Here is a 25,700-nt window from a genome sequence, read left to right as displayed (position 1 = left end):
TCTCTTTCTGCGAATGCGTATCCAGTATATGCTCATATGAATGGACAGCAGGAAATAGTATTGCGAACAATACGATTAACGGCATCAAGAGATTTATAAATTTAATTTTCTGTTTCATTCGTGAAGATAACTTCTAGATGAGGTTTTTTGCGCTATTTAATGCAATAGTGTTGCAAATATAAAAATCTTATCTTTAAATGCAATGTTGTTGCAGTAATTGTTTGTAAAAAATCAGCTTATTTGCTATTTTAGCGAATCTTATATTCCTCAAAAAATGAAAATTTTCTACCCCTTTATTGCTTTTTTTATGGCAATTACGATTGGATTTTCTCAATCAAAAACAAAAGGAAAACTTGTTTTGGAAGATGGTGTTTCAGAGCAATTGGCTCAATTTAGAAAACATCAAATTTCAGACCTCAAGTATGAACTTCTATTTGAAATTCCGAATAAGAAAAGTGAAGATATTGTTTCTAAGGTTAATCTAGATTTGTCTTTGTCAGATTTGAGCGAGCCGTTATATTTAGATTTTAAAGAGAAAACTCAAAACATAAAAACAATTGAAGCAAATGGGAAAAACATTGCAATCGTTCATGAAAAAGGACATATTGTAATTCCTGTTGAGAATTTGATTTTAGGAAAAAATAAAATCAAAATTTCGTTTATCGCAGGGAATTTATCTTTAAACAGAAATGATGATTTTCTATATACGTTATTGGTTCCAGATCGTGCCAGTACTTTGTTTCCGTGTTTTGATCAGCCAGATTTAAAAGCAACTTACAGACTGACTCTTCAGGTTCCTGTCGAATGGACCGTCCTTACTGCTGCCCGAATTTTTGGAGTATATGAAATTGTGATTGATAATGTTGTTTATATGAGGTATGGCTTTGATGAATCGGATAAAATGAGTACGTATTTGTTTTCTTTCGTAGCCGGGAAATTTAAAACTACTAAACAGGAGTTGGGATTTAGTGAAATGAATTTTTTATATCGCGAGAATGATCAGGGAAAAATACAAAACAGTAACGATACTATTTTTAAGTTGCACAAACAATCTGTAGATTTCTTGAGAGGATATACGAATTATAATTTTCCTTTTCAAAAATTAGATATTGCAGCTATTCCAGCTTTTCAATATGGCGGAATGGAGCATGTCGGTGCAATTCAGTACCGAGAATCGACTTTGTTTTTGGATAATAGCGCAACGGACACCGAAAAATTAAATCGAGCAAAACTCATTGCACATGAAACTTCACACATGTGGTTTGGCGATTTGGTAACGATGAAATGGTTTGATGATGTTTGGATGAAAGAGGTTTTTGCCAACTTCATGGCAGATAAAATCATGAATCCTATCTTTCCAAAAGTCAATCATAATCTGCAGTTTTTTACGGCACATTATCCTAGCGCTTACGCGGAAGATCGTTCTTTGGGTACACATCCTATACGACAACATTTGGCTAATTTGAAAGATGCGGGTTCGCTTTATGGTGCTATGATTTACAACAAAGCGCCAATTATGATGCGTCAGTTGGAAGCTTCAATGGGAAAAGATGCTTTCCAAAAAGGAATTCAAAAATACATTGAAAAATATGCCAATGATAATGCCGATTGGAATAATTTGGTAGAAATCCTAGATGCCGAAACGCCTTTGGATATGAAGAAATGGAGTGAAGTTTGGGTGAATAAATCTGGAAGAGCGATTTTCTCAGATAAAATCGAATACGATGCACAAAACAAAATCAAAAAGTTTGAAATTGCACAGCAAGCGGAAGATAAATCGAATAACGTTTGGCCTCAGATTTTTCAAATTGGTTTAGTTTATGCCAATGAAGTAAAAGTGTTGACGGCAAATATTACAGATAAAAATTTAGTTTTAAAAGAAGCTATCGGACTTGAAAAACCGCTCACGATTATTTACAATTATAATGGTTTTGGATACGGAGTTTTTCCGCTTGACGGGAATAATTTAAATGATATCGGAAGTTTAAAAGATGAGGTGGCGAGAGCTTCGGCTTATAGTAATCTCTATGAAAATACATTAATTGGAAATATTGCACCAGAAAAGGCTTATGAATGCTTTTTAAAAGGAATTCAATCGGAAGAAAATGAATTGGTTTTGAGAATTGTTTCTAATAATCTGAACACGATTTATTGGAGATTTTTCACCGAAAAACAGCAAAATAAAGTACAAAAACAGCTTGTAGGGATTCTGTACGAACGTTTGCAAGCTAATTTGTCTTCGAATATCAAGAAGACATTGTTCGGTTTATTTAGTTCTGTGGCGTATTCAGATTCTGGAAAAGCGAGTTTATATAAGGTTTGGAATAGAGAAATTTCGATTTCTGGTCTAAAACTAAACGAAGACGATTATACCAATATGGCAATGAATCTGGCGATTTTCAAACATCAAAAAGCTGATGAAATTTTAGAGAAAACTAGAAATTCCATTTCAAATCCAGACAAAAAGAAACGTTTTGAGTTCCTTCTTCCGTCTTTATCAAAAGACGAATCAGTTCGAAATGCTTTTATAGAATCTTTAAAAGACGATGCCAATCGTGAGAAAGAATCTTGGGTTTCGACTGGATTGGCCAATGTAAATCATCCGCTTCGTCAGGAAAGTGCTCAAAAATATATTAGATTTTCACTAGATTTGGTAGATGAAATCCAACGTACGGGAGATATTTTCTTTCCTAAAGATTGGCTGGATAATACCGTTGGAAAGTATTCGTCGAAATATGCTTTTGACGAAGTACAGCGATTCTTAAAAGAAAACCCTAATTTTAGTCCGATCTTGAAGCGTAAATTGTTTCAGGCGACAGATTTGCTTTATAAAGCGCAAAATATTAAAAAAGAAACCGAATGAAAATTGAATCGGAAATAGAGAAAGTCTCGAGTTTTCAGCATCTTGAAATGCTGGCAAATCAGGTTGTGGAAGGTTTTATATCTGGAATGCACAAGAGTCCGTTTCATGGATTTTCAGCCGAATTTGCCGAGCATAAAGTCTATAATGCAGGCGAAAGTACCAAACATATCGATTGGAAATTGTTTGCCAAAACGGATCGTTTGTACACGAAACGTTTTGAGGAAGAAACCAATTTACGCTGTCATTTGATTGTAGATAATTCGTCGTCAATGCATTATCCCGAACTGAAATCGAATCAGCCTTTTTATGAAAAGAAGATTGGTTTTGCGGTTTTGGCTTCTGCAGTTTTAATGAATATTCTAAAGAAACAGCGCGATGCCGTTGGTTTAAGCGTTTTCTCGGATAGTTACGAATATTATGCTCCAGAAAAAGGAAGTGATCGCCACCACAGAATGCTTTTGAATAAGTTGGAACAATTATTAGAACAGCCAAAAGCAAAGAAAACGACCGATACAATTACCTATTTGCATCAAATTGCAGAGAAAATGCACCGCCGTTCGATGATTATTTTGTTTACGGATATGTTTCAGACGCAGGATGAGGAGAAATTATTCAACGCTTTACAACATTTAAAACATAATAAACATAAAGTAGTTTTATTTCATGTGGTTGATAATCAAACCGAATTGAAGTTTGATTTTGATAATACCCCAAGAAAGTTTATTGATTTAGAATCGGGAGAAGAGGTTTCGATTTTTGCAGACAATGTAAAAGAGGAATATGAAAAAAGGGTAGAAGCTTACTTTAAAAATCTGGCTTTAACCTGCGCGAAGAACCAAATTAAGTACGTTCCGGTAAATGTTGGCGATAATTTTGAAAAAATATTGACTACATATTTGGTTGAAAAACAAAACTTTGGATAATATTTGAAACTTTTTTTTAATTTTTTTTATAAAAACACTTGCAGAAACGAAATTCTGTTATATCTTTGCAACCGCAATAACGCAGAGGTTTGGTAGTTCAGTTGGTTAGAATACATGCCTGTCACGCATGGGGTCGCGGGTTCGAGTCCCGTCCAGACCGCAATATTGGGAGAAGCCTTTCCTTCATGGAAAGGCTTTTTTGCCCAAAAACGGTATCTAAAATTAGTTGTGTTGTTTTGCTACGACTTTGTAACTCGTAGCTGGTTTAGTAGTTAGACCAATGAAAAGCTTTCCACTTTTGTGGATGGCTTTTTTGATTTAAGACTATTTGGTTTTACAAATTATTTAACCGCTAAGATTTATGTAAAGTCCGCAAAGTTTTTTTTTAAGCTTTGCGGATTTTTTTTTTTTTGATCAATTCCAATTTACATGCAGTTTGTCATTTCGACGAAGGAGACTTGAGTGATAGCGAAGAGGCGAAGCAAATCTCCGCGAGAGGCTCTACAAAGAATGGCGCATTCTGCACTAAAATTGCTTGTGTCTTTTTACTGCAAAGAGCGCAATGAATACGCAAAGTTCACAAAGGTGTTTTTTTGAGAAATGCAAAGTTCGCAAAGCTGATAATTTGATGCAGTGCTGCGGGCTTTTTGCTTTTAAACTTGAGGTTTTTTTGATTGAATAAAAGAAAGTTCCTACTTTTTAGTAAAAACGTGAAATTTTAAAATATTGGATTTTAAGTCATTAAAAATTTTTTGAAATTTTCTTTTCAAAAACGCTTGCAGAAACGAAATTCTGTTGTATTTTTGCACCCACAATAACGCAGGGTTTGGTAGTTCAGTTGGTTAGAATACATGCCTGTCACGCATGGGGTCGCGGGTTCGAGTCCCGTCCAGACCGCCTAAGTTTGTAAAAAGCTTCTCTTTATGAGAAGCTTTTTTTTTGTTTAAACTTTTTGGAGTTTAACCGCAAAGAGCGCTAAGATTTTACGCAAAGTTCATTAAGGTTTTTAAAGTAATCCGTCTAGTTTGTCATTTCGACGAAGGAGAAATCTCCGCAAGAAACTCTACAAAGATTGGCGACATTCTGTACGGAGCTACTCGTGGAGATTTCTCCTTCGTCGAAATGACAAACTGTGTGGATGATTGGAATTTGGAATTTTAAATATTGGAATTTATTTCTTTCCTATCTTTATATTATGGAACAATCAACATTCAAATTAGACAAATATTATCTCACGAAAGTAGATGCTGATAAAAAAAGCATTTACTGCCATCATGATATAATGGGCGAATTGTTGGTTCCAACACACAAACACAACAAAGCGCAAATGCTATACGCGGAGGGCGATGTAGTTTTTGTGACAACTGAAACGAAATCTTATTTTCTTCCTGCAAGACATTTTATTTGGATTCCTGCGGGATTGGAACATAGTATCGAACCAAAATCGGAACATGTGATGATGCGAAATCTATATTTTCCGGTTGAAAAAGATGAAGATGATTTCTATAAAAGCGAAGGCATTTATCCAGTAAACAATTTACTGCTTCAAATGATGATGTTTACCAATCAGTGGAATGGAGATTTGAAAAAAGGTTCTCCGAATTTCGTGATTGCAAAAGCTATCAAAGCTATTCTTCCTCAAATATGCACTAATAATCTGCCTTTAGAGTTGCCTCAACCTAAAGATAAACGACTTGGAAAAATTCTTCGACATATTGAAAATAATTTGGGAGAAACGATTCTATTTGCTGATGTAGCGCATGAATTTGGCTTTAGTGAGCGTTCTTTGTATCGCTTGTTTCAAAAAGATCTTAAAATGTCTTTTATTCAATATTATACTATTCGAAGAATCCTCAAAGCGATCGAACTTTTATTAGAAAGAAAACTGTCTGTAAAAGAGGTAGCTCTAGAAGTTGGTTATAATAGTGTTCCGACTTTCAGCAATACTTTTTTTAAGATTTTAGGCCAAAGACCTTCTGATTACCTAAACGGAGAGGAAATTTTGGAAAGAGGAAAGTAAATTTATTTCACGCAGATTTTACAGATTTAAGCTGATTGAAACAGATTTTCTTTATTCTTTGCTAAAAAAAATCTCTCGCAGATTCAGCAGATTTAGGAGATTTCTTTAAATGCGTAAAATAATTATCTCAAAGATTTTTAAATTTAATAATCTGCTCAATCTGCTGAATCTGCGGGAGCAAAAATAAAAATCTGCGTCCTTTGCTAAAATCCCTTTAAATCTGCGTGAAACAAATTTAATTTCAATTATCTGTTTTTCAGTATTTTAATATAACGTTTTTGGAAAATAGAATTTTAACATTTGTCCGAAATGAATACGTTATTGACTTTTTAGAATCATCCGCCAAGGAAAAAATGAAGGAACTTTGCAGCATAAAATATTCAAATATTCATGTTCCTTACAAAAACAAACTCTAAAGAAGATTGTTTTCCCAGAAGCTTATTGATTTTACTAATGGTGTTAGTATTCAATAGTTTACAAGCTCAGGAAGTTCATACGGTTTCTTTACAAGAAGCGATGAAACTGGCGAAGGAAAACAACAAAAAAGTCCTTAAATCTCAACTGGAGATTACGCTCGCTGAGCAAAACATCAAAGAAAGAAAAGAACTTAGATTGCCAGACGTACAACTTAACGGAATGTACTCTAGAATTACCAACATTACAGAATTTAAAGGAGATGGTTTTTTAAACGGAAAAGAAGTTACGAAAGCAATTCCTGAAATCTACGAGGTAAATTCAACTTTTAAAATGCCAATTTACGTTGGAAACAAGATTAATAACGCGATTAAAATTGCGAATCAGGAAAGCGAAATTGCAAAAATAAAATCGGAAAAAACAGAAAATGATATTGAGTTGCAAGTTGTGGCCAATTATCTGGCGATTTACAAAATGATGGAACTTCAAAAAATATTTGAAGAAAACATCAAAGAAGAAAAAAACCGATTAAAAGAAGTGCAATCGCTTCAAAAACACGGAACGGTGACCAAAAATGAGGTTATACGTGCCGAATTACAGCTCTCAGATCGTGAGTTGAATGCGCTTACAAACTCCAAAAACATTCAAATAGCGCTTCACGATCTGAAGACTTTAATTCAGATTCCGGAAAACGAAGAAATTGCAATTGACACCACTGCAAATTTGGACGAAATGAACGGCGTAGATCCGTACGATTTTTATCTGAGCAAAGCCATGCAGAATGAAGAAATGCGAATGGCGAGTCAGGAATTAGACATCAGTAAAACTGAATTGAAATTGGTAAAAGGGAATTATCTTCCAACTGTAGATTTCTTTGGGAATTATGGTTTTTATTATCCTAACTACAAATTCTTTCCGCCAAATCCGTATTTGTACACTTTAGGTCAAGTGGGAATCGAGGCACGTTTTGATCTTTCGGCTTTGTATAAAAACAAAACGAAAGTGGCAAAAGCGAATACTAAAATTGATGCACAGAAAATGCAGAATGAAATCATAAAAGATGAAATTCAGGATCAGTTGTACAAAGAGCACACGCAATATCAGGAAATCCTTGAGAAGTTTGTTGTGGTCGACAAAGCTTTGGATTTAGCTGAAGAAAACTACCGAATCGTAAAGCTGAAATATTTAAATCAATTGGTTTTGATTACCGAAATGGTTGATGCTGATAATGCTTTGCTTCAAGCGAAATACAACAAAATTGCTACTCATTTGGATGCTGTTTTGAAACATTACGAGATGATGCATACGGCTGGGATTATGCCTCAGAGCTAATTGTTTAGACTTTATAGAAGAAAGAAGCAAGAGAAAAGACTTAAAAAGAACTAAGATAAAGAGATAAAGATGGTTAAGATAAAAAATGAAACTAAAAGAAATAAGACGTTTCATATACTAATAACAATTATTGCGTGTACGCTGGTTATAAGCGGGGTTATTTTGGGAATTTGGTTTTATGTGTTTAACCGAAATCACGAAGAAACCAATGACGCTCAAGTAGAGCAATACGTTACGCCAATTATGTCGAGAATTACGGGTTATGTGCAGGAAGTTCGTTTTGACGAAAATCAGTTTGTGCATAAAGGAGATACTTTGGTAATTATTGATAACAGAGAATATAAATCGAAATTGAATGTGGCTCTTGCCGATGTTCAAAACGCAGAACAAAACAACGTTGTGGCTCAGAAAAATGCCATTAATACAGCAAGTGCAACGGCAATTAACGAAGCGCAATTAGAAGCTGCAAAAGCGAATCTTTGGAAAACAAAATTAGAATATGAAAGATATAAAGCTTTGGTGAGCGAAGAAGCGGCAACTTCTCAACAATTAGAAAAAGTAAAAGCAGATTACGAATCGGCTCAGGCACATTTTTCGGAAATGAAAAACAGAATTCATTCGGCAAGTTTGAGCACTTCGGTTGCTGAAGCGAATGTTCCGACAACACAGACTAATATTGCTTCCAAACAAGCTGTTGCAGATAATGCGGCATTGTTTCTTTCGTACACTGTAATCACAGCGCCTTATGACGGTTGGGTTGGAAAAAGAACTTTACAGCCAGGACAAATGGTAAAAGAAGGACAGTCTTTGCTTTCTATTGTAAGTAAAGAAAAATGGATTACAGCCAACTTTAAAGAAACGCAATTGCAATATTTAACAGTTGGACAAGAAGTTGAAATTAAAGCTGACGCTATAAATGATAAAGTTTTTGTTGGAACAATTGCTTCGTTATCGCCTGCGAGTGGTGCGAGATTCTCGTTGCTTCCGCCAGACAATGCGACAGGAAACTTCGTGAAAATTGAACAAAGAATTCCGGTTAGAATTCAGTTAAAAGAACAAGACAAACAAACCGATTTTTTAAGAGCAGGAATGAACATTACGGTTGTTGCTGCGCACAAATAAAATGGAAGATAAAAGTATATTTAAATCATGGGTTCCAAAATGGGCGATCATTATTATTTTGTTCGTTTGTTTACTGCATTCCATGATTTTATTGGGAGTTTACACGTCAAACGTAACGTATGCGGCGAGTTTTCTGGATATTGAGCCAGAAGATTTGCAGTTCGCAATGTGCGTGACGTACGGAACTCTGCTGGCAACCATTTTAATAGAAAGCCGATTCTCGAGTTTTTTTCCTGCGAAAAATTATCTGATGGCAGTTTATTCCCTTATCGGAATTACGATTGTTACATCGGCTTATATTACTAATTTTTCGGTCTTTTTATTGATGAGAGTTGCCGAAGGAATTCTGATGGCGCTTCCGGTAATTACAATTAGACAATTACTTATCGAACAGTTTAATTCTAAAAATGCCATAATTATTGGATTTTCATTTTACTACGGCTCGCTGTTGTTGTCAACGCCGTTTATTATGAATATCGCCGTGTGGTTCCTCGATCATTACGACTGGAAATACATGTTGTATGTTTCAGGCGGACTGCAGGTTTTAAACGTCTTTTTAATCTTAGTTACTTTCAGAGGGCACCGAATTACGAAGAAGATTCCGTTGTATCAAATCGACTGGATGAGTTATTTTTTGGTTTTAATTTCGATTCTTTGCGGTGCCTACTTTTTTGTTTATGCTGAGAAAAAATATTGGTTACAATCTTCAGAAATGGTTTTAATGTTGATGATTTCGCTTATCACAGGCGGATTGTTCATCTTTAAAGAACGTTTGGTAAAAAGACCAAGTTTCAATTTTGAAGTTATAAAATACGCCAATCTGCGAATAGGATTTTTATTGTTTTTCCTTTTCTATATCAGCAGGGCGACACTGAGTCTTTGCCATTCCGCGATGTTTTCAATCTGGAATTGGGATCCATCGCGTGTGGCGGGCGTGCAGTACATCAACGGTTTAGGAAACGTAATCGGACTTATTTTGGCTGCTTTTTTCTTGATGAAATCGGTTTCGACTAAAATTATTTTCATGATTGGTTTTACGCTTATTGCTATTTTCCACTTCTGGTTTACGTTTCTTTTTGTGCCAGATGTTGCGTTGAGCGATATTATCATTCCCTATATTTTGCAAGGAATCGGTGTGGGGTTTTTATTTGTTCCGCTCATCTTATTTACCACATCATCGGTTCCAGCAAATATGGCGGTTTCTTCTGGAATTGTTGGGGTTTCAGGACGTTTCTGGGGAAGTACAATTGGTTTCTGTGTAATGCAGAATGCAATGGTTTTCTTGAATAAAAAACACTTCTTGAAACTAAGCCAATTCGTAACAGGTGAAAATCCAGAAGCACAAAACGCAATTGCTTCAACTACACAAAGTTTTATTGCTAAAGGATATTCGGCAGATAATGCCAATGTTCTGGCTATGAAAAAGGTTTTCGGTACAATAGCCAAACAATCGACTTTATTGGCCGATATGGAGATTTATACGGTTGTAGGTTATGGTTTAGTGGTTTTGATTATCCTAATTGCATGTAATCAACATTTGAGACAGACGATGACTTTGGTAAAAAGTAAAATTTGGATTGGCTAAAGGTTTTAATCTCGCAAAGTCGCAGAGACGCAAAGATTTTTATTTTTTTGCAACCGATTAATAAGATTAAAAGGATTTTGTTTCACGCAGATTTTAAAAAGATTTAAGCAGATTTATTTTAAGATTTTACAAATAAATAATCTGCGCATATCTGCTTAAATCTTTTTAAAATCTGCGTGAAACAAAACTTTGCGTCTTAGCGACTTTGCGAGATTCTAAACAAAATCCTGCGAGAAATAAGACTTTATTAACTTACTTAAAGACGAGAAACAATATAAATGCTCGTATCTTGCACCAGTTTAAAAACAAATAAAATTATGAGCCAGCAATGTGTAATTTTTGATATGGACGGCGTGATTTGCCACACCAATCCGCATCATGTAGTCGCTTTTGAAAAGTTTTTCGATAAATATAAAATTCCGTATACTAATGAAGAATTTGAAGAACATATGTACGGAAAACACAATAGTTACATCATGACGCATTTCTTCAAGCGTCCGATTCAGGGTGAAGAATTGATCAAATTGGAAGACGAAAAAGAAGGAATGTTTCGTGAGATTTACAAAGACAAAGTCGAAACGATTCCGAATTATATGCAGTTTTTAGAAGAACTAAAATCTCGCGGATTCAAAACAGCTGTTGCAACATCGGCGCCACGTGCGAATTTAGATTTGATTGCCAATGCTTTGAAACTCGACCAAAAAATGGATTCGATGATGTCAAGCGAAGACGTTACATTTCATAAGCCAAATCCAGAAGTATATTTAAAATCGGCAGAGCGCGTTGGTGTTTCTCCGTCTGATTGTGTGGTTTTCGAAGATTCTTTTTCGGGAATTACAGCAGGATTAAATGCCGGAATGAAAGTCGTGGGCGTTTTAAGCACACATACAAAAGAAGAATTGCCACCTTGCGATTTTTATATCAATGATTATAGCGAAGTGAATGTGGATAAGATTATTGAAATAATAAATTCCAATAAATAAATCCCAAATTCCAAAAAATGATATATTGAACCTTTGTCAAAGTTTTAAACTTTGACAAAGGTTTTTTAGTTTCAAGCTTCTTGTGCAGATGTGCATTTTTTCACGCAGATTTTACAGATTACAGCAGATTTTTTTTTGATTTTGAAAATAAATAATCTGCGTGTATCTGCTTAAATCTTTTAAATCTGCGTGAAATAAAAATATTTAATACTTCTCCTCCAAAAAAGCAATCCAGCCTTTCTCAAATTCTTCAGTCGATACGTTTAATGTTTTTTCGATATTCCCGAAAGAAGCGATTAATTTGGGTAGAATATCTTTTCCCCATTTTTGAGTAAGATATTCGATTATCGTGTAGCCAATATTATAGATTTGATTGCTTTTATTTAGCTCTTCCAAAGTCAGGTTTTTGTTTTTAGCATATTTTACGCTTAACCTATTTACTTCTTTCGCTTCAAACATACTGATCGATTCCCAAAGCCAGAGCGGATATTCTGCTCCAAACTTTTTGTCAAATTCCCTTTCAAAAGTAAGTCTGTCTTGCGTGATAATAGAATCTTTGGCTTTGTAGATTAAGATATTTAGCTGAACGCAATGCGTAAATTCATGCAACGCCGTTTTTAGCGGATCGTCTGGAAAAATCGAATTAAACCAATTCGTCCAAACAAAATGAAATTCGTTTGGGCCACGACTTGTGCCTTTTGTATTTTCTTCTAAACCAGTCGCGGCGTTAAATTTGTATTGCGAACCGTAAACAAAAACCTTTATCAAATCGTGCGGTACATCTTTTAGATTTTCTCTAATTTTAGAATAATTCTCTTCTAAATGGTTGCTGACTTTTTCGGCCTCGCTTTTGTAAATTCCGGTATAGGAAACAATAAAATGTTCCGATTTTATAGTTCGCGTTTCTTGTTTAACGGTATAGTTTCGAATCGTTCTTACGAAGTAAAAAACCGCAATAATTCCTAAAAGGAAGACTAATAATCTGTATTTTTTCATGTGTTCTAAATGATTTTAGAGATTTAAAAAATGAATAAAATATGGAGAATTAGGTTTTTGGTATTTTAAAAATAAGAATATTTAAAGATTAAACACAAAATAATTAAAGAAATTTCTGAAAAAAAAGACTTTCAGATGCGAAGATTTGAAGCTCTCAAAGCTTTGGTTGTTTTAATAATTTAAATTAATGTTTGTAATATGTCATTAATTTTTTTAAAATGATGTAAAAATTTAAAGTATTCCTCTTTAAGTTTATTTTTGTCTTCAATAGTTAAATTGATTATTTCATCTTTATTAATTGATTTATTATATTCTCTAGAGTCCTTAAAAGTAATATTTGAAATTGATTCTAATTCAATTTCAACTAAATTGTCAAAAGATTTTAGAGATTGAAATTTACGCACTTGACCTATAAAATTTGCTATATTTTCTCCGATTTCGTGATGCGTTTTGCGGGCATTTGCTGCATACTTTATGTGTTCATTTTCAAAATGTTTTTTCTTTTCTAGATCAGTTGTAATAATTGTACAATACCAACGATACTGAGTGAGAATTTTATAACTAGAAAGTTCTAGATAAAGCGTTTTCATCAATGCTTCAATTCTTCGACAATTTGCATATATGTCTCTTAATTGGTTCTTTTTCTCATTTTTTTGCTTGAAATACCGATCTATTCCTTGTCCAATTAAAACAATTATTCCTCCGGCTAAAGCAGCTAGTAGTGGTATTAAAAAACTATAATCTGGAGAAGATTGTTTGCTTTCTTTTAGTAAAATTATTGATGGTGAATTATGTAAAGTGTCTATAATATTATTGCTTTTTATCATATAAACTATTTCAGGTCAAGATCATTTCAAAGGAAAATCAAGCAATTCTTTAGGTTCAATATCTAAAGCATTGGCGATTTTTACAAGAGTTTTTACACCAGTATTTACTTTGGCAACTTCTAATCTTGCTATTTGAGATTTGGTAATATTACAGTCGTCAGCTAAACCTTGTTGGGATAGGCCTCTCTTTTCACGTAATTGTCTAACGTGAATGCCAAGATTGACGAGAAAAGTTTCTTCTGAAATATTCATATTTCAAAAGTGGAAAGATTTATTTTGTACATGTAGGCTAATTCACCTACAAATTATTGTATTTGCTTGAAATAAAAAATAAGATAATGGCTACAGAATGTTTTTCAAACGAGCTTGAAACTAGACTAAAAGACTTTTTTACTGAAGTAATTGATGTAAAAGATATGGCGAAAGCAATAAGAGAAGTCAATTATGCACTTTCGTTAAGTTCGATGCGCGGGTGCGAAACCTTAGAATCTGAAATAAATAATATCGGTGATGATTTTTATTGGCTAAATAGATTAGCAGAAGTTCTAGATCCTTATTTAAATATTGATTAAAGAAATTCTATTTTATAAAAGTTCATTTCGACGAAAGGAGAAACCAAAAGCAAAACCGACAAAAAATTCTAGAGTGATTTCCGCAATTTTTTTCATAGTTTGACAACTCGTTGGTGATGCTGGGAATCTTCTTTCGTCAAGATGGATTGTTAAGATTTCCATGCAGTTTGTCATTTCGACGTAAGGAGAAATCTTCGCAAGTAACTCCGCAACTAAAGTCTAATCTTTGTGGACATTCTCACGAAGATTTCTCCTTACGTCGAAACGACATTATTATGGTCATCCATTAAGATTTTTTGAGTTTAATCTTTAAAAAATTATTGTTTACAAGCTTTTTGAAGAATTGGTAACAAACATTCTTCAAGTTTCCATACTATTCCTAATTCGGCTTCGGTTAAATCAGGAGAAGTACTCTCTCTACCAGAATAGACTCCAATAAGTTGAGATTTGCCAAAAAGGGCATCTCCTTCTGGCAATCCTGAGAATCCATGTTTTAAAATGACTGGAGATCCTGACATACCACTTTTGGTTTTGCCATCAATAAAAATAATTGGAGGTTGATCGTTATTTTTTATTTCGCTTGCTATTGTAGCTCCTTTATAAATAGGATATTCATTAAGTGAAATTCCAGAGCTCAGAGGGAATCCTATTATAAAAACATTATCCATAACTGAAATGCCCCTTGTATATTGGGTGTATGATATTTCTTCTTCAATGTTATATGTCATCAATTTAAAATTTGGCAATGAGCATACATTTTTAAATTGTGTTAAATCTATAGCGACTACGTCTATTTCATTTTTTCTGTCGTGTTCAATCCATAAAGGTTTACTTTCATCATAAAAATCTTCATCTGAATTGTAATAGAAAAGTGGCTGTTCAAAATGAAGTATGGAAGTGCTGAAATTATCATCTACCCCTTGTTTAATGTAGGTTAATTGTAGATCTAGAAAACCTGGTAATGCGCCATGTTTTTTATCTAAAAGCTCTTTAGTAAAATTATTTTTTCCATTAACTACATGCCAATTAGTGATAAGAAATAATTTTTCTTTGTATTCACATAAAAAACCTGTAGCAGAAGTTATTTCTATTTTAGTTCTTTCAGCAAGGATTTTTAATTTAACAGATTGTATTGATTTTATATCTGGCATGTAAACTTCAAATTTTTAGTTTATACATTGATGGTTGTCAAATATAAAAAATAATTCAAAGAGATTTAAAATTTAGGAATAGGTAAAAACAAAAAAGCTTCTGAAAAAATATTCAGAAGCTTTTTTTTGGTGCGGATAATAGGACTCGAACCTAGAGTCCTATTGTTTCTATTTGGCTTTTTTCTATTTACTATAAAATCAATGCTTAATTCTTATAAAAGCTCTTAAATCAACTATTTTAGGGCTTTTATAAGGTTTTCTACTAGTTGAATTGGATGGAATGAAATCTAATGAATGAGTAAAAATGTCGGACAAATGTCGGGCAATTTTTAAAATGCCTTATCTTTGAAATTGATATATGATATATAATCAAAACATATAATCATAAAAATTATGGCATCAGTTAAATTTAGATTGCGAAGTAAAGTAAATAAAAATGTATCAATTAAAGTGCGAGTTATTTTAGGTCGTGGAAAGCAAGATCTGGAATTAAATACAGGTTTTTCAATTAACCCGAAAGATTGGAGCGAAATTACAGGTCTACCAAAACAAAATACTTCTGAGAACAAAGTTGTGTTTAATAATCTCAAAAAATTAGAATCTTTTCTTTTTGAGAATATTAATATAGCTATGGGTGATAGCATATTCATTGATAGTTTTTGGCTTGATTCAAAAATAAACGAATGTTTTAAACGTGTTGTAAAAAACGAAACAGGATTATTAGTTAGTCATGTCGAGTATATAATTGAAAACGCTAATACACGCAAGGTAAAAACCAGTGGGGGATTTAAAATTGGATTAAGTTCTAGTACAATAAAGAATTATAATCTATTTAAAAAAATAATATCAGAGTATCAAACTGTTATTAAAAGAAAAATTCAGTTTTCTGAGATAACCAAACCATTTGTAGAAAATTACACGAATTGGCTTATCAATACAAAAAAATATTCAACAAACTATGCAGGTAAACAGTTGGAAATTTTGAAAACGGTCTGTATTGATGCAGAGAAACATGAGATACCAATAACTCCATTTTCAAAAACAATTCAACATTTCAGAGAAAGTGACACAGATAGGTACATTCAAACTTTATCCTTTGATGAATTGGACAAAATTAAAAATGTGAATTTGTCAAATGTAGAAAAACTGAGAGAGTTTAAATTATTAAATCCAGAAATTACAAAAGGTATTGCTATAACTCCAGAAGCATTAAACAATGTAAGGAGTTGGATTCTATTGGGCTGTGAAGTGGGTCAGAGAGGTGGAGATTTACTTAAATTGACAGGTGAAAATGTCAGATATAAAGGATCGCAGATTTACATTGATGTGATCCAACAAAAAACAAGCAAACATGTAACGATAGGAATTATTGCTCCCCATGTCATTGATATAATTGAAAACCAATTCCCAAAAGAATTACCTCATCAAAAACTTAATGATTACTTGAAAGTGGTTTGTAAGTTGGCAGGAATTGATCTAATTGTTAAAGGAACAAAATTGAATACAGAAACTAACAGAAAGCAATTAGGAAATTATCCCAAATATGAATTAATCACAAGTCATTGTTTTAGGCGATCTTTTGCAACAAATTATTACAAAAAAATCCCAACAGCAGTATTAATTGGAATAACTGGGCATTCAAAAGAAAGTTTGTTTTTGAGTTATATAAATCAAAGAGAAGACAAAGATGATAACGCTGATTTATTTATGAAATTTTATACGGATATACACAAAAATGATCCACCTCAACTGAAAATAATAAAAAATGGAACGAATGACTAATTTGTTGTTTGTTTAATGTGTTGTCTTATAGGTGTTTGTTTTTTTTTGAAATGTGTTTTTCAACATAAGGTTGAAATAAAAAGAACATAATGATATAAAATTTAAACATTTATAATATGACACAAATTCAATTCGTGGCTACGAGTCCAGAAAAATTAAAAGAAGAAATTATGGCTGATCTAAAGGTGATTTTACATGATTTTTTAAAACATTACAAACCAGTTCAACCTCATGAATATTTGACACGTCATGCTGTCGCAAAAATGTTTGATGTGGATATTTCTACTATAAATAATTGGTGTAAAAACGGAAAACTTAAACCATTTGGTTTAGGATCACGTGTGTATTTTTTACGATCTGATATTGATTCCAGTTTAGTTCCTTTGTACGAATAAACTCTCTGAGTTGTTAAAAAATGTGAGTTATCAAATGAGCATTTAAAAACAGAACCTTAAACTAAACTAAGTATTTTGACCGTTGCTCAAGGCAACGGTCTCCCATATACATCTCTAGAAAATAAAATATGTCCATTTTGAAAATCGGACAAGCTTTTCTATGAATCATATTGAAAACTTTTATCAGGGAGAATGTCAAAGACTATAAAGAATAATAAAATAAGTAAAAAAATACATTCGTCATTCTTGGCGATTTTAAATAAAATAATAATATGGGAAACACAATTATTTTAAACGAAAAAGAATTTAATAATAAAGAGTGCAGAAATGATAATACTTCAAATGAGGTTACTAATTTCTTGGAAATTCCTGCTCCTATAATAACACCAATTGAAAAAAGAAAGAAGAATCCAACTCTAAATGAGTTAATTGATCAACTAGGAGAGTATCCAATATCTTTTTTTGATAATATGTATTCACTTAGACCAATATTTAATAGTAGTCTACGTGGTTATTACATGGGGGTTCGTGGCGAACGTTCAACAATCATTGTTCTGACAGATGATCGACCACAAACGAAAGAAGTAAATGGACATACAATTACTTATTTCGAAAAAGGTTATGCAGAAGAAGAATATCTGCCTGTAGCAGATAATTACTTAAATAATAAGGTTCAGGTTTTACAGGGGCGTAAGCTAAGGGGAGAAAATAACAACAAAGGCTACAAAGATCAAAAAAACTTGTCCTACGTGGTTTCGGGATCTGCCATTTATAAATTGACTACTCCTAATAAAATTGCGGATAATATTGAGTATCGTAATCATATAATAATTTTGGATCTTGATCTTGATTACATAGACGATTTAGATGATGTTTTTGAAAAACTTAAGCAAGACAAATACACTAAAATTGTACATAAATCTTTTAGTGGTGACGGATTTGCAGTCATTGTTGAAATGAGTAAAAAAGATGCATATAAAAACTTCTTACTAATCTTTAAGAAATTGCAGAAGTATTACAAGGATACTTATAATCTAAACATTGATCCAAGTTGTTCAAATATTGGAAGGTTAAGATATTTATCTTATGATCCTGATATTTTTGTTAAACAGAATGAATTAGTTGAAATAACTGATGCTGAACTTGATGAAAATAGATTAAAAGAAAAAATAAGGTTAGATCGTACTGAAACTAGATTGATTGATTTTGAAAGAAAACACAAAACTAGTAATTATGAATTGAGGGCAGTTGTCGATCTAATACTTGAAATAATTTCTAGTGGTAACAGATTAGTTGAAGGTTATATTAATTGGGTGAAAATTGCGAGTTCTTTGCATGGATATCCAGTTGAATGGGAAATGTTAAATAAATGGCGTAATGAGGAAAAATACCATGCTTCTCTTAATAATGCAAATCAAAAAGGAATATATGCAACAATTAGCACTTTTTATTACTTCTGCAAGGAAGCAGGAATATCAATAAGACCTTATGTTAAGAAAAAAAATATAAAACAAGAACAGAAATTTATTGACAGCACTGTTGGGACTTCACTGAAAATTAATAAAATTAAAAATGAGATTGATAAATATAGTAGAATTGAAGGTGATTTTTTAAATGGATTTCTAAGCGATCGACTTTATGATCTAATGAAATTTTGGTCTAATTTAAATTTAAATATCTTAGTTTCTCCTGCTTCAAGTGGTAAAACAAGCATGGTTTCAAAACTTATAGAAAAGAATTATAGATGTTTGCTTGTTGTTCCAACTCAAGCTATAATTAAAAATAAAAATCTAAAAGGCTTTGTGCAGGTTTTTGGTACTATCGAAATCCAAAGGTACATTAATACTGACGAATCAATTATTTGCACATTTGATAAGTGTTCACAAATCAAAATTGAGGATTATCATAAATTTGATTTTATTTTTATTGATGAATCTCATCTTTTATTTACTGAGTCATATAGAATGCCACCAATAGTTCTGCTGTTAAAAAAAATAAATGCTTACATTCTCGATGTTAGAAATAATGCAGATAAAGCAAGTTCACTTAAAATCGTATTAATGAGCGGTACACCTACTGGAGAAGAAATTTATTTTGAGCCAGATAATTTTGGAAAAAAAATAACACAAAAAAAAGTCTTCATTAATAACAAAAATAGATTAGTAACTTTTATTGCATGTGAAGATAAAGATTCTTGTTACACCTCATTCATAAAAAAAATAAAAAAGTTAAATGATGTTGATAATAGAATATTTATTCCAACAAATATGGGGGAGAAATGGATTAATTGTGTTGTTAATTGTGTCGGAAGCCCAAAATTTGCAATATATTCAAATAATCAAAAGAATAGTAAAGTAAGTACAGAAATTAATACTGCTTCAGAAATTAGTGAAGACATTAAAATACTTTTTATTACAAGTTTGGGAAATGTTGGAATAGATATAAATAATACTGATAGACCCATAACTATGCTTGTTTACACGGATAATCAAAACTTAATTTCAGGTCAATTTATTGAACAATATGCAAATAGATTTAGAAAAATGGATGTCGAAGTTTTTGTTTTTTTTATTATGCCTAAAAATCTCAGTTATGAAAAAAACTTTGTTTTTAATTACGTAGAAAATCCTAATTATATAAAATTGCTTGAAAATGATATATCCACAAATCTTTTTACAAATAATGATGTTGCAGAAATGTTAGAGGATTTTGAAGTAGATAAAGAAAAAGTGAGATGGAAAGAGTTAAACAAGGAGTTAGAAAAACACAATACTAACATAATTTCAGTCGGTGGCTTTTTGAAAGAACATGGTTATGATGTAAATGTTGTTGAGGGCAACCCTGCGGAATCTATTATAATTGAAGAGTATAAAGAGTTGTTAAAAATAGAAAAACAAAGGGAAGAAGAAAGTAAAATTAAGGCGTTGGATTTTATGTTAAGTGATATTGTTAATTTAATTCAAAACACTAACAGTTTTACATTAAAAACAGGGACTTACTCTTTAGTTGGTAAAATTTTGACCCTTGAAAATGAACAAATTTTTCGTTCAATAAAGTCGTTAGTAAAAAAGTGTGTTCAACTTAGTGGAATCAATTGTGATTTGAACTGGATTAAAGATTTAATGCTTGATGAATGTAAAATGAATTTTACTGAGATTGAAAACAGGCTTAAGTTTATGGAGTTTGTAAATAGTGATTCAGTTCATGAATTAGATAATCAGTTGATAGTTGAGGTGGATAAAAAAATTAATCTTATTGAAGGGAAGGGGAGTTTGTCAAAAGCACAATATGAAAAAATGTTAGATGAATTAGCGCCAAAGCATATTAACGAGGCTTATGATTTTATGGATGAGGGAGTTAAGAGGGATTTGAGAGCGAAACTAAAAAAGAAATTGGCTATCTGTTATGAAATTAAAAACGAAAAGAGAATTACATTTAAGCAACGATTTACTAATGAATGAAGAGAATCTGTAATTGTATGGTTTGGAAATTTAACAACTGAAATTCCTGTTAATGAAAGAATTATTAGAAATCGAAAGGGAATGGCTAAAGGAAAAGCAAAAGGTTTAACAGTTGGTAAAGCTTATGAACATATCAATGAAAATATGATTTTTACAATTAGAGAAAAAGTTAAGACTGAAGGATTTGTTACAGTCAAAGAAATCAGCAACATAACAGGTTTGCCTATTTCTAGTATTGGGCATTTTGTTAAACTTAAATTCCCTGATTTTAAATCAAAAATTAAGAAGAGCAATGGTATTAGAGAGACCAGATACTATTAAGTACGTTGGCTTTTTTGTAGTTTTTTTACCCTATGTAGATTATTATAATATATTTTAAGGGTAAAAAAGGTAAAAAAAAGCTGATGTCCTTTTATAAAATAAAAACCCTTTTTGAGATTGTGAAAATTAAAAAGATAAAAAAAAAACCACAATTAGCTTGTGGGGTATTTGTCTTACCATTCTATTGCATAATAAGAATAATCAGTATAAGAATGTTCAACTTGTAATTGTTTTTTAATGTCAATATTTTCAAGTAAATCTCTTACAGTTTCTTTATTGCCAATTTTTTTTGCTAACTCTTCATTTAAAATGTTTTTTTGTTTTTCTAATTTTAAGATTAATTGTTTGTATGTAATCTTTTCTTGAGAAGTAAATTCCTCTACCTTATAAACTTTGCCGACTACAGTCCCGAATTTATTAATTTGATTATATGTATGCTTGCTATGGATAGCTTCTAATTTACTTACAGTGACTAAAGCGCTATTTAATTTTAGTCTATAACTATCCAGAGCTATTTTTTTCTGTGCAATAACTTGCGGATTGGTATATTTTGTGATTAATGTTGCTCCATTGCCTTTACCCCAATTTTGATAATACATTACATCTTCATGTATTAAATAAACTTTCTTGTCCTTACTCGACTTAATTAAATATAGTTTGTCGTAATAACTATATGCTAATACATCAAATACTTCTGTCGATAATATTTCATTGAGCTTTATAGAACTAATTTTAGTTGTTGCAGTTGAATCAGAAAAAATATCCAGATTGATTCTTGGCGAATCCTTATTTTCTTCAATAAAATAACCAACTATTGTTTTGTTGAAGATAAATGTATTTGGAGTGATATTGGTATAATCCCATTTAATTTTTTCTAAAATTGTTTGAGAATGAATTAGTTGAGTAAAAGTGGAAAATATTGCAAATAGTAGTAATGTTTTTTTCATGTGATTTATCTTGTTATTGAATTAATTACCGTTGGTTACACATATAATTTACAAATATGAATAAAATATTGCGTTTTAAAGTGTAAAAATAATAATAAATACACACATATGTGTATTTTATGTGAAAATAAATTCTCACTTAACTATTAATCTTTGAATCATGGAACACAGAGGGGAAATAGTTAAAGAAGCAGTTTATAAGAGTGGTTATCCAATTACGGAATTAGCCAAAAGATTATCAAAAAGTAGAAGGTGGGTTTATCTTATGTTCGAAAATGCAAATCTTTCATTAGATATGATATTGCTAATAGGTAAGATTATTCATTATGATTTTAAAGATGAAATAAAAGAAATTAAATCGTATCAAAATGCAATAAATGAATCTGCTTTTGATTATCGAAATGATGAAGCAAATCCAGAATATTGGAAAAATAAATATTTAAAACTTTTAGAAGAGTATAATGAACTTTTAAAAAAAAGAGTTGGATAGCATTTCCTTTAATTTAGTATTGAAAAAATGATTAATATTTGATTTACTTTTGTGTCAAGTATAAAAATATCCTGCATGATTTTCTGTTGAAATCTGAAAATCAATTTTATTTTTGTAGAATAAAATCGTTTTGAATACCAAATTTTGTCGACATAACGGGATGTGTTTGGAAGAGAAAAAACGTTTTCTTAATAATTGTAAAAAAAAGTATTATAGTAATTCTATAACTATCAGTTATTTAAGTTAAGTATTTTTAAATATTTAGAATCACTTAAAAAGTTAGTTGTAAATTTTAAATTATTATACACATTAACTCCATCTACTTTAAAAATACTTTTTAATGTCTCATTGTCATAAGTAAAATAAAAATTGTAAATCGAATTTTTAGGTCTATTTTCATTCGTTAAGATTCTAACTAAACTTTTCTTTTCGGGTAAATTATATTTATTTTCCCCATTACTACTAATAATATAATTATTGCACTTGATTAAATTGTATAATTCATTGCTATTATTTCCATCACTTCCGTGATGAGCAACCTTCACCCAATCACATTCTATCTGATTATTCTTAGAAAACCCCATCCTTTTTAATGTTTTTATAACATCACTGGGATGAGAGTCAGCAAGCCAAATTATTTTATTTTTGTAAAATTCTGTCATTACCGCTATACTACTGCCATTTTCAATAGATTTATCTTCACTAAAATTTTCTAATTCAAATTCAGATGTTTTAACTGTGTAATCATTGTTTTTGAGAGTTTTTGCTTCGCTAATAGATGTTAATTCTGATCGCTCCAAGTAATTTGTTTTATTTAGTGGATATTTCTTTCTAAGGCGATTTAGTTTTTGTATTGAAGGAGACAAAATAGTCAATTTTAATCCAAATAAATTTATAGATTCAAGTTCAGAAGTTATGTCTGTTTCTAATAACTTATTATTTAGCTTTAAATATTCGTAAATAGCATCGCCTTGATTTATGCTTGCTGAAATACTTGTTTTATTATTGATAAAATTTACAGAGTTGTAGCGTGGTACATTATAATACCAATTGTTAACAATATCATCTAGTTCACCAGATTTAATTATTTGTAAATATTTCATTACACCACCTACGTGATCATCATGGATATGTGACAATATCCACAAGTCAATAACTTCCCCTCTTTTCTTTATCTCCTTAATCTCTTCAAACAAGGTAAGCCGAAATGTTCTCTCGTACCCTGAGTCAATAAAAATATTATGATATTTATTATCACTACCGAAATATCTTATACTTGCCGCATCACCACATTCTGCTTGGTAAATTTTTATTTCCATTATTTTATTCTGAGTCAAATGCCTTTGTAATTCCCTTAATTTGATTATTTTCAAGATAATATACGCCACTTAGTTCTTTCCTGTAATTTGTGTCGCTTTTTGAGCTGTAGCACATTTTTTCTCCCATAATTGTCCAGATTATATCTAATTTTTTTTCGTTAAGAAATTCCATTAAATCTTTCTTTCTAATGAGTACCCCACTATGTTTTTTATTTGTTACAATTATTTGGTCATTTAAGCTTTTAAATTCACCATCAACAGGAGCGTATTTTAAATTCATTCCCTCGAAAATTGTTTTGCATGGCATTTCATAACTAAATTGTGCTCCTGATTTATCTCCATCAATGTTGCTTACTGCATTAGTAGTAGCAATTATTACTTTTAAATTTGTATCTCTTATAGTTTCCCATTTTTTTTCATTATCACTATCGAAATAAGCTGGAGACCAAAATTTTTCCCGATTTATTAAGTGATTGTGATCTCTACTTTCAGGCATCCAATTTCCCCAAAAATTTTGTTGACTAAGCCATTTGATAATTTTCACTTTATTTTTTTTATCGACGAGATATCCCTGTATTTTATAAAACATTTCTTTTCTTTGGAAATCATACTTTCCTTTACCCATTGGTTTTGGTTCGTCCCATGTGCTAAATTTCTTTAAGCATAACCAATCATCATTGTCTGGATCCCTTTTCTCTAAAATATCTTTTGGGTTTGGTAAATCTTCCAGATTTGTGATCCATTCAGATGTTATTTGATTCCAATATTTGTAATCTGAATCTTCCCACCATTCTTTTTTTTCATTTAGAATGCCTAAGTCATTTTTTTCTTCTTCTTCCTCTTCCTCTATGTTTTTTTCAACAAATGCGGGATCAATATCTCTAATGTATAATTGCCAAGCTCCTTTATAAAACTCATATTTTTTATCATCATGCCAACTAAATTTATTAAGCATATAATTATCTGAAAGAATTGCTAAAATTTCATGAAGAGAAATTCTCTGATATTTTTTGCCGATTCTCTCAATTTTTTTTTCGCGACCATAACTGTGCCTACTAATTTGATCATCAAACTCTCCATGCAGTTCGTAACTATACCCAAGTTCAAATGTTCTGCCAATTATCCAATATTTAAAAGAATTCATTTCAGATTTACTAAACTTCCACTTTTTATATTCATATTTTGTCTCTAAAAATGGTATAACTTTGTTTGTAATGAATGATTTTTCTTCATTTTGAAAAGCTTTATTTATTAATTCTATGTATTCAATGAAAAGGGTATCTAATTCGGCTAACCGCTTGTTTAAGAATTCAATCCCTAAATTATTTTTTATATGGTGACTTTTATTGTAATTACCTTTGATTTCAAGTAAAAGCGTAAGGTCTTTTAAAAGTTTTTTTTGGTTTGTTTTTAAAGATTTGTAAAATAGTTTGTAATGTTTTTCAAATGTAAAACTTGTAGGAGCAAAATCATCCAGACATGAATCAATATGTTTACTAAAATCCCCAAATCCCGTTACCGAATGATAAATTCTATTATTCATCAATTTGTAATGACGTTTTGCTTCAGGGTTATTGTAAGGGAAATTGTATTTTAAAACCTCCTCATCTGTTGGTAATCTTTCGGGTAATTCGCTTTTATATGGCGGTCTGATAAATGTAAGATTAATTTTGAGTTTTGGATTTTTATAAAAAGCAAATTCAATTGTGTTACGAGCATAATCTCTTAATAAAATATGTTTTGGCGGATTTTGCTTTTTGAAAACAAGATTGTAAACAGTTAGTGCTACTTTGTTAGTAAAAGAGTCATTTGCATTTCTAAGTATGCAACCATATGCAACGGCATACAATCGCTCAGAAATGTATAGATCATTAATATTCTTGAATTTTTTCAAGATCCAAATAAGAACCTCTGGTTGTTGTTCTAAAAGATTGACTAATGCCTTGGTGGTTTCATCCCGTACCTTAACCTTCGTACTTGATAAGATCCACGTTAAACTTTGTGCAGTCAATCTTGTCGTTTCAAAATCTAGTTTATTAGAAATACCAGGTGTCCATGCCCAATCAATTAATCTTCTTGTTGGATAAGCAATTTTATCATCATCATACTCTGTATAGTACCTTAAATATTGTTGCCAGAAACTATCTCTTTCTGGCATGCTATATCGATTTAAAATTCTTGTCAAACGATCACTGTT

General features: G+C 31.4%; 19 protein-coding genes, 2 tRNA genes and 1 pseudogene. 15 read left to right on the top strand and 7 right to left on the bottom strand.

Annotation, left to right across the window (positions count from 1 at the left end):
- Nucleotides 1–274 precede the first annotated feature (274 nt).
- The 9 genes from ACE01P_RS06200 (at nucleotide 275) to ACE01P_RS06160 (ending at nucleotide 11,242) form a co-directional block, all read left to right on the top strand.
- Nucleotides 275–2,863 (top strand): M1 family metallopeptidase, encoded by a 2,589-nt coding sequence (locus ACE01P_RS06200; RefSeq protein ID WP_379695369.1) that lies wholly within the window; start codon nucleotides 275–277, stop codon nucleotides 2,861–2,863.
- Nucleotides 2,860–3,786 (top strand): DUF58 domain-containing protein, encoded by a 927-nt coding sequence (locus ACE01P_RS06195; protein WP_379695368.1) that lies wholly within the window; start codon nucleotides 2,860–2,862, stop codon nucleotides 3,784–3,786. Before ACE01P_RS06200 ends, ACE01P_RS06195 begins: the two co-directional genes overlap by 4 nt.
- A gap of 86 nt (nucleotides 3,787–3,872) precedes the next feature.
- Nucleotides 3,873–3,946, top strand: a tRNA-Asp gene (locus ACE01P_RS06190).
- 663 nt (nucleotides 3,947–4,609) lie between these two features.
- Nucleotides 4,610–4,683, top strand: a tRNA-Asp gene (locus ACE01P_RS06185).
- A 298-nt stretch (nucleotides 4,684–4,981) separates the two neighbouring features.
- A complete protein-coding gene (locus ACE01P_RS06180; RefSeq protein ID WP_379695366.1) occupies nucleotides 4,982–5,806 on the top strand; it encodes an AraC family transcriptional regulator in 825 nt (274 codons plus the stop codon).
- Nucleotides 5,807–6,259: 453 nt separating this feature from the next.
- Entirely contained in the window at nucleotides 6,260–7,552 is a 1,293-nt protein-coding gene (locus tag ACE01P_RS06175; protein ID WP_379695364.1) for a TolC family protein, read from the top strand.
- Between the two features lie 69 nt (nucleotides 7,553–7,621).
- Nucleotides 7,622–8,674 carry an HlyD family secretion protein gene (locus ACE01P_RS06170; RefSeq protein ID WP_379695362.1) on the top strand — a complete coding sequence of 351 codons (1,053 nt, stop codon included), beginning with the start codon at nucleotides 7,622–7,624 and terminating at the stop codon, nucleotides 8,672–8,674.
- Nucleotide 8,675: 1 nt separating this feature from the next.
- On the top strand, nucleotides 8,676–10,259 hold the full coding sequence (locus tag ACE01P_RS06165) for an MFS transporter (RefSeq protein WP_379695360.1): 1,584 nt from the start codon (nucleotides 8,676–8,678) through the stop codon (nucleotides 10,257–10,259).
- A 317-nt stretch (nucleotides 10,260–10,576) separates the two neighbouring features.
- Nucleotides 10,577–11,242 carry an HAD family hydrolase gene (locus ACE01P_RS06160; RefSeq protein WP_379695358.1) on the top strand — a complete coding sequence of 222 codons (666 nt, stop codon included), beginning with the start codon at nucleotides 10,577–10,579 and terminating at the stop codon, nucleotides 11,240–11,242.
- Nucleotides 11,243–11,446: 204 nt separating this feature from the next.
- Here the strand turns inward: ACE01P_RS06160 and ACE01P_RS06155 are convergent, their stop codons facing one another.
- The 3 genes from ACE01P_RS06155 to ACE01P_RS06145 form a co-directional block, all read right to left on the bottom strand.
- Complete coding sequence (locus tag ACE01P_RS06155) at nucleotides 11,447–12,238, bottom strand: hypothetical protein (RefSeq protein ID WP_379695356.1); 792 nt, start codon at nucleotides 12,236–12,238, stop codon at nucleotides 11,447–11,449.
- A gap of 179 nt (nucleotides 12,239–12,417) precedes the next feature.
- Nucleotides 12,418–13,065: a hypothetical protein gene (locus ACE01P_RS06150; protein WP_379695354.1), complete on the bottom strand. Its 648-nt coding sequence runs from the start codon at nucleotides 13,063–13,065 to the stop codon at nucleotides 12,418–12,420.
- 21 nt (nucleotides 13,066–13,086) lie between these two features.
- On the bottom strand, nucleotides 13,087–13,317 hold the full coding sequence (locus ACE01P_RS06145) for a helix-turn-helix domain-containing protein (RefSeq protein WP_379695352.1): 231 nt from the start codon (nucleotides 13,315–13,317) through the stop codon (nucleotides 13,087–13,089).
- A gap of 86 nt (nucleotides 13,318–13,403) precedes the next feature.
- Between ACE01P_RS06145 and ACE01P_RS06140 the strand changes: the two genes are divergently transcribed.
- The gene (locus tag ACE01P_RS06140; RefSeq protein WP_379695350.1) at nucleotides 13,404–13,637 is read left to right on the top strand and encodes a hypothetical protein; all 234 of its coding nucleotides are present in this window, start codon (nucleotides 13,404–13,406) and stop codon (nucleotides 13,635–13,637) included.
- A gap of 317 nt (nucleotides 13,638–13,954) precedes the next feature.
- Here the strand turns inward: ACE01P_RS06140 and ACE01P_RS06135 are convergent, their stop codons facing one another.
- Nucleotides 13,955–14,788, bottom strand: a complete 834-nt coding sequence (locus tag ACE01P_RS06135; protein ID WP_379695348.1) for a trypsin-like peptidase domain-containing protein — start codon at nucleotides 14,786–14,788, stop codon at nucleotides 13,955–13,957.
- Nucleotides 14,789–15,181: 393 nt separating this feature from the next.
- Between ACE01P_RS06135 and ACE01P_RS06130 the strand changes: the two genes are divergently transcribed.
- From ACE01P_RS06130 to ACE01P_RS06115, 4 genes are all read left to right on the top strand, one after another.
- Nucleotides 15,182–16,570, top strand: coding sequence for a phage integrase SAM-like domain-containing protein (locus ACE01P_RS06130; RefSeq protein ID WP_379695346.1), 1,389 nt, complete (start codon nucleotides 15,182–15,184; stop codon nucleotides 16,568–16,570).
- Between the two features lie 116 nt (nucleotides 16,571–16,686).
- Nucleotides 16,687–16,965, top strand: a complete 279-nt coding sequence (locus tag ACE01P_RS06125; RefSeq protein ID WP_379695344.1) for a helix-turn-helix domain-containing protein — start codon at nucleotides 16,687–16,689, stop codon at nucleotides 16,963–16,965.
- 272 nt (nucleotides 16,966–17,237) lie between these two features.
- Nucleotides 17,238–20,426, top strand: coding sequence for a BT4734/BF3469 family protein (locus ACE01P_RS06120; RefSeq protein ID WP_379695342.1), 3,189 nt, complete (start codon nucleotides 17,238–17,240; stop codon nucleotides 20,424–20,426).
- Nucleotides 20,427–20,507: 81 nt separating this feature from the next.
- Entirely contained in the window at nucleotides 20,508–20,747 is a 240-nt protein-coding gene (locus ACE01P_RS06115) for a hypothetical protein (protein WP_379695340.1), read from the top strand.
- Between the two features lie 173 nt (nucleotides 20,748–20,920).
- Here the strand turns inward: ACE01P_RS06115 and ACE01P_RS06110 are convergent, their stop codons facing one another.
- A complete protein-coding gene (locus tag ACE01P_RS06110) occupies nucleotides 20,921–21,694 on the bottom strand; it encodes a hypothetical protein (RefSeq protein ID WP_379695338.1) in 774 nt (257 codons plus the stop codon).
- 160 nt (nucleotides 21,695–21,854) lie between these two features.
- On the opposite strand from ACE01P_RS06110, the gene ACE01P_RS06105 reads away from it, so the two are divergent.
- A complete protein-coding gene (locus ACE01P_RS06105; RefSeq protein WP_379695336.1) occupies nucleotides 21,855–22,184 on the top strand; it encodes a hypothetical protein in 330 nt (109 codons plus the stop codon).
- 230 nt (nucleotides 22,185–22,414) lie between these two features.
- Here the strand turns inward: ACE01P_RS06105 and ACE01P_RS06100 are convergent, their stop codons facing one another.
- Entirely contained in the window at nucleotides 22,415–23,503 is a 1,089-nt protein-coding gene (locus ACE01P_RS06100) for an MBL fold metallo-hydrolase (protein WP_379695334.1), read from the bottom strand.
- A 4-nt stretch (nucleotides 23,504–23,507) separates the two neighbouring features.
- Nucleotides 23,508–25,700 (bottom strand): annotated as a pseudogene (locus ACE01P_RS06095) (hypothetical protein); the annotation flags it as partial.

Origin of the sequence: Flavobacterium sp. HJSW_4 (assembly GCF_042436695.1) — a bacterium.
GTDB lineage: Bacteria > Bacteroidota > Bacteroidia > Flavobacteriales > Flavobacteriaceae > Flavobacterium.
This window is presented reverse-complemented; position numbering and strand designations above follow the sequence as displayed.

Bases quoted from the DNA above. Each gene is read 5' to 3' on its own strand.
- ACE01P_RS06100 (WP_379695334.1), bottom strand. From the start codon at position 23,503: ATGGAAATAAAAATTTACCAAGCAGAATGTGGTGATGCGGCAAGTATA.
- ACE01P_RS06145 (WP_379695352.1), bottom strand. From the start codon at position 13,317: ATGAATATTTCAGAAGAAACTTTTCTCGTCAATCTTGGCATTCACGTT.
- ACE01P_RS06175 (WP_379695364.1), top strand. From the start codon at position 6,260: ATGGTGTTAGTATTCAATAGTTTACAAGCTCAGGAAGTTCATACGGTT.
- ACE01P_RS06105 (WP_379695336.1), top strand. From the start codon at position 21,855: ATGGAACACAGAGGGGAAATAGTTAAAGAAGCAGTTTATAAGAGTGGT.
- ACE01P_RS06160 (WP_379695358.1), top strand. From the start codon at position 10,577: ATGAGCCAGCAATGTGTAATTTTTGATATGGACGGCGTGATTTGCCAC.
- ACE01P_RS06125 (WP_379695344.1), top strand. From the start codon at position 16,687: ATGACACAAATTCAATTCGTGGCTACGAGTCCAGAAAAATTAAAAGAA.
- ACE01P_RS06140 (WP_379695350.1), top strand. From the start codon at position 13,404: ATGGCTACAGAATGTTTTTCAAACGAGCTTGAAACTAGACTAAAAGAC.
- ACE01P_RS06150 (WP_379695354.1), bottom strand. From the start codon at position 13,065: ATGATAAAAAGCAATAATATTATAGACACTTTACATAATTCACCATCA.
- ACE01P_RS06120 (WP_379695342.1), top strand. From the start codon at position 17,238: ATGGGAAACACAATTATTTTAAACGAAAAAGAATTTAATAATAAAGAG.
- ACE01P_RS06155 (WP_379695356.1), bottom strand. From the start codon at position 12,238: ATGAAAAAATACAGATTATTAGTCTTCCTTTTAGGAATTATTGCGGTT.
- ACE01P_RS06130 (WP_379695346.1), top strand. From the start codon at position 15,182: ATGGCATCAGTTAAATTTAGATTGCGAAGTAAAGTAAATAAAAATGTA.
- ACE01P_RS06110 (WP_379695338.1), bottom strand. From the start codon at position 21,694: ATGAAAAAAACATTACTACTATTTGCAATATTTTCCACTTTTACTCAA.
- ACE01P_RS06195 (WP_379695368.1), top strand. From the start codon at position 2,860: ATGAAAATTGAATCGGAAATAGAGAAAGTCTCGAGTTTTCAGCATCTT.
- ACE01P_RS06200 (WP_379695369.1), top strand. From the start codon at position 275: ATGAAAATTTTCTACCCCTTTATTGCTTTTTTTATGGCAATTACGATT.
- ACE01P_RS06135 (WP_379695348.1), bottom strand. From the start codon at position 14,788: ATGCCAGATATAAAATCAATACAATCTGTTAAATTAAAAATCCTTGCT.
- ACE01P_RS06170 (WP_379695362.1), top strand. From the start codon at position 7,622: ATGGTTAAGATAAAAAATGAAACTAAAAGAAATAAGACGTTTCATATA.
- ACE01P_RS06115 (WP_379695340.1), top strand. From the start codon at position 20,508: ATGGCTAAAGGAAAAGCAAAAGGTTTAACAGTTGGTAAAGCTTATGAA.
- ACE01P_RS06180 (WP_379695366.1), top strand. From the start codon at position 4,982: ATGGAACAATCAACATTCAAATTAGACAAATATTATCTCACGAAAGTA.
- ACE01P_RS06165 (WP_379695360.1), top strand. From the start codon at position 8,676: ATGGAAGATAAAAGTATATTTAAATCATGGGTTCCAAAATGGGCGATC.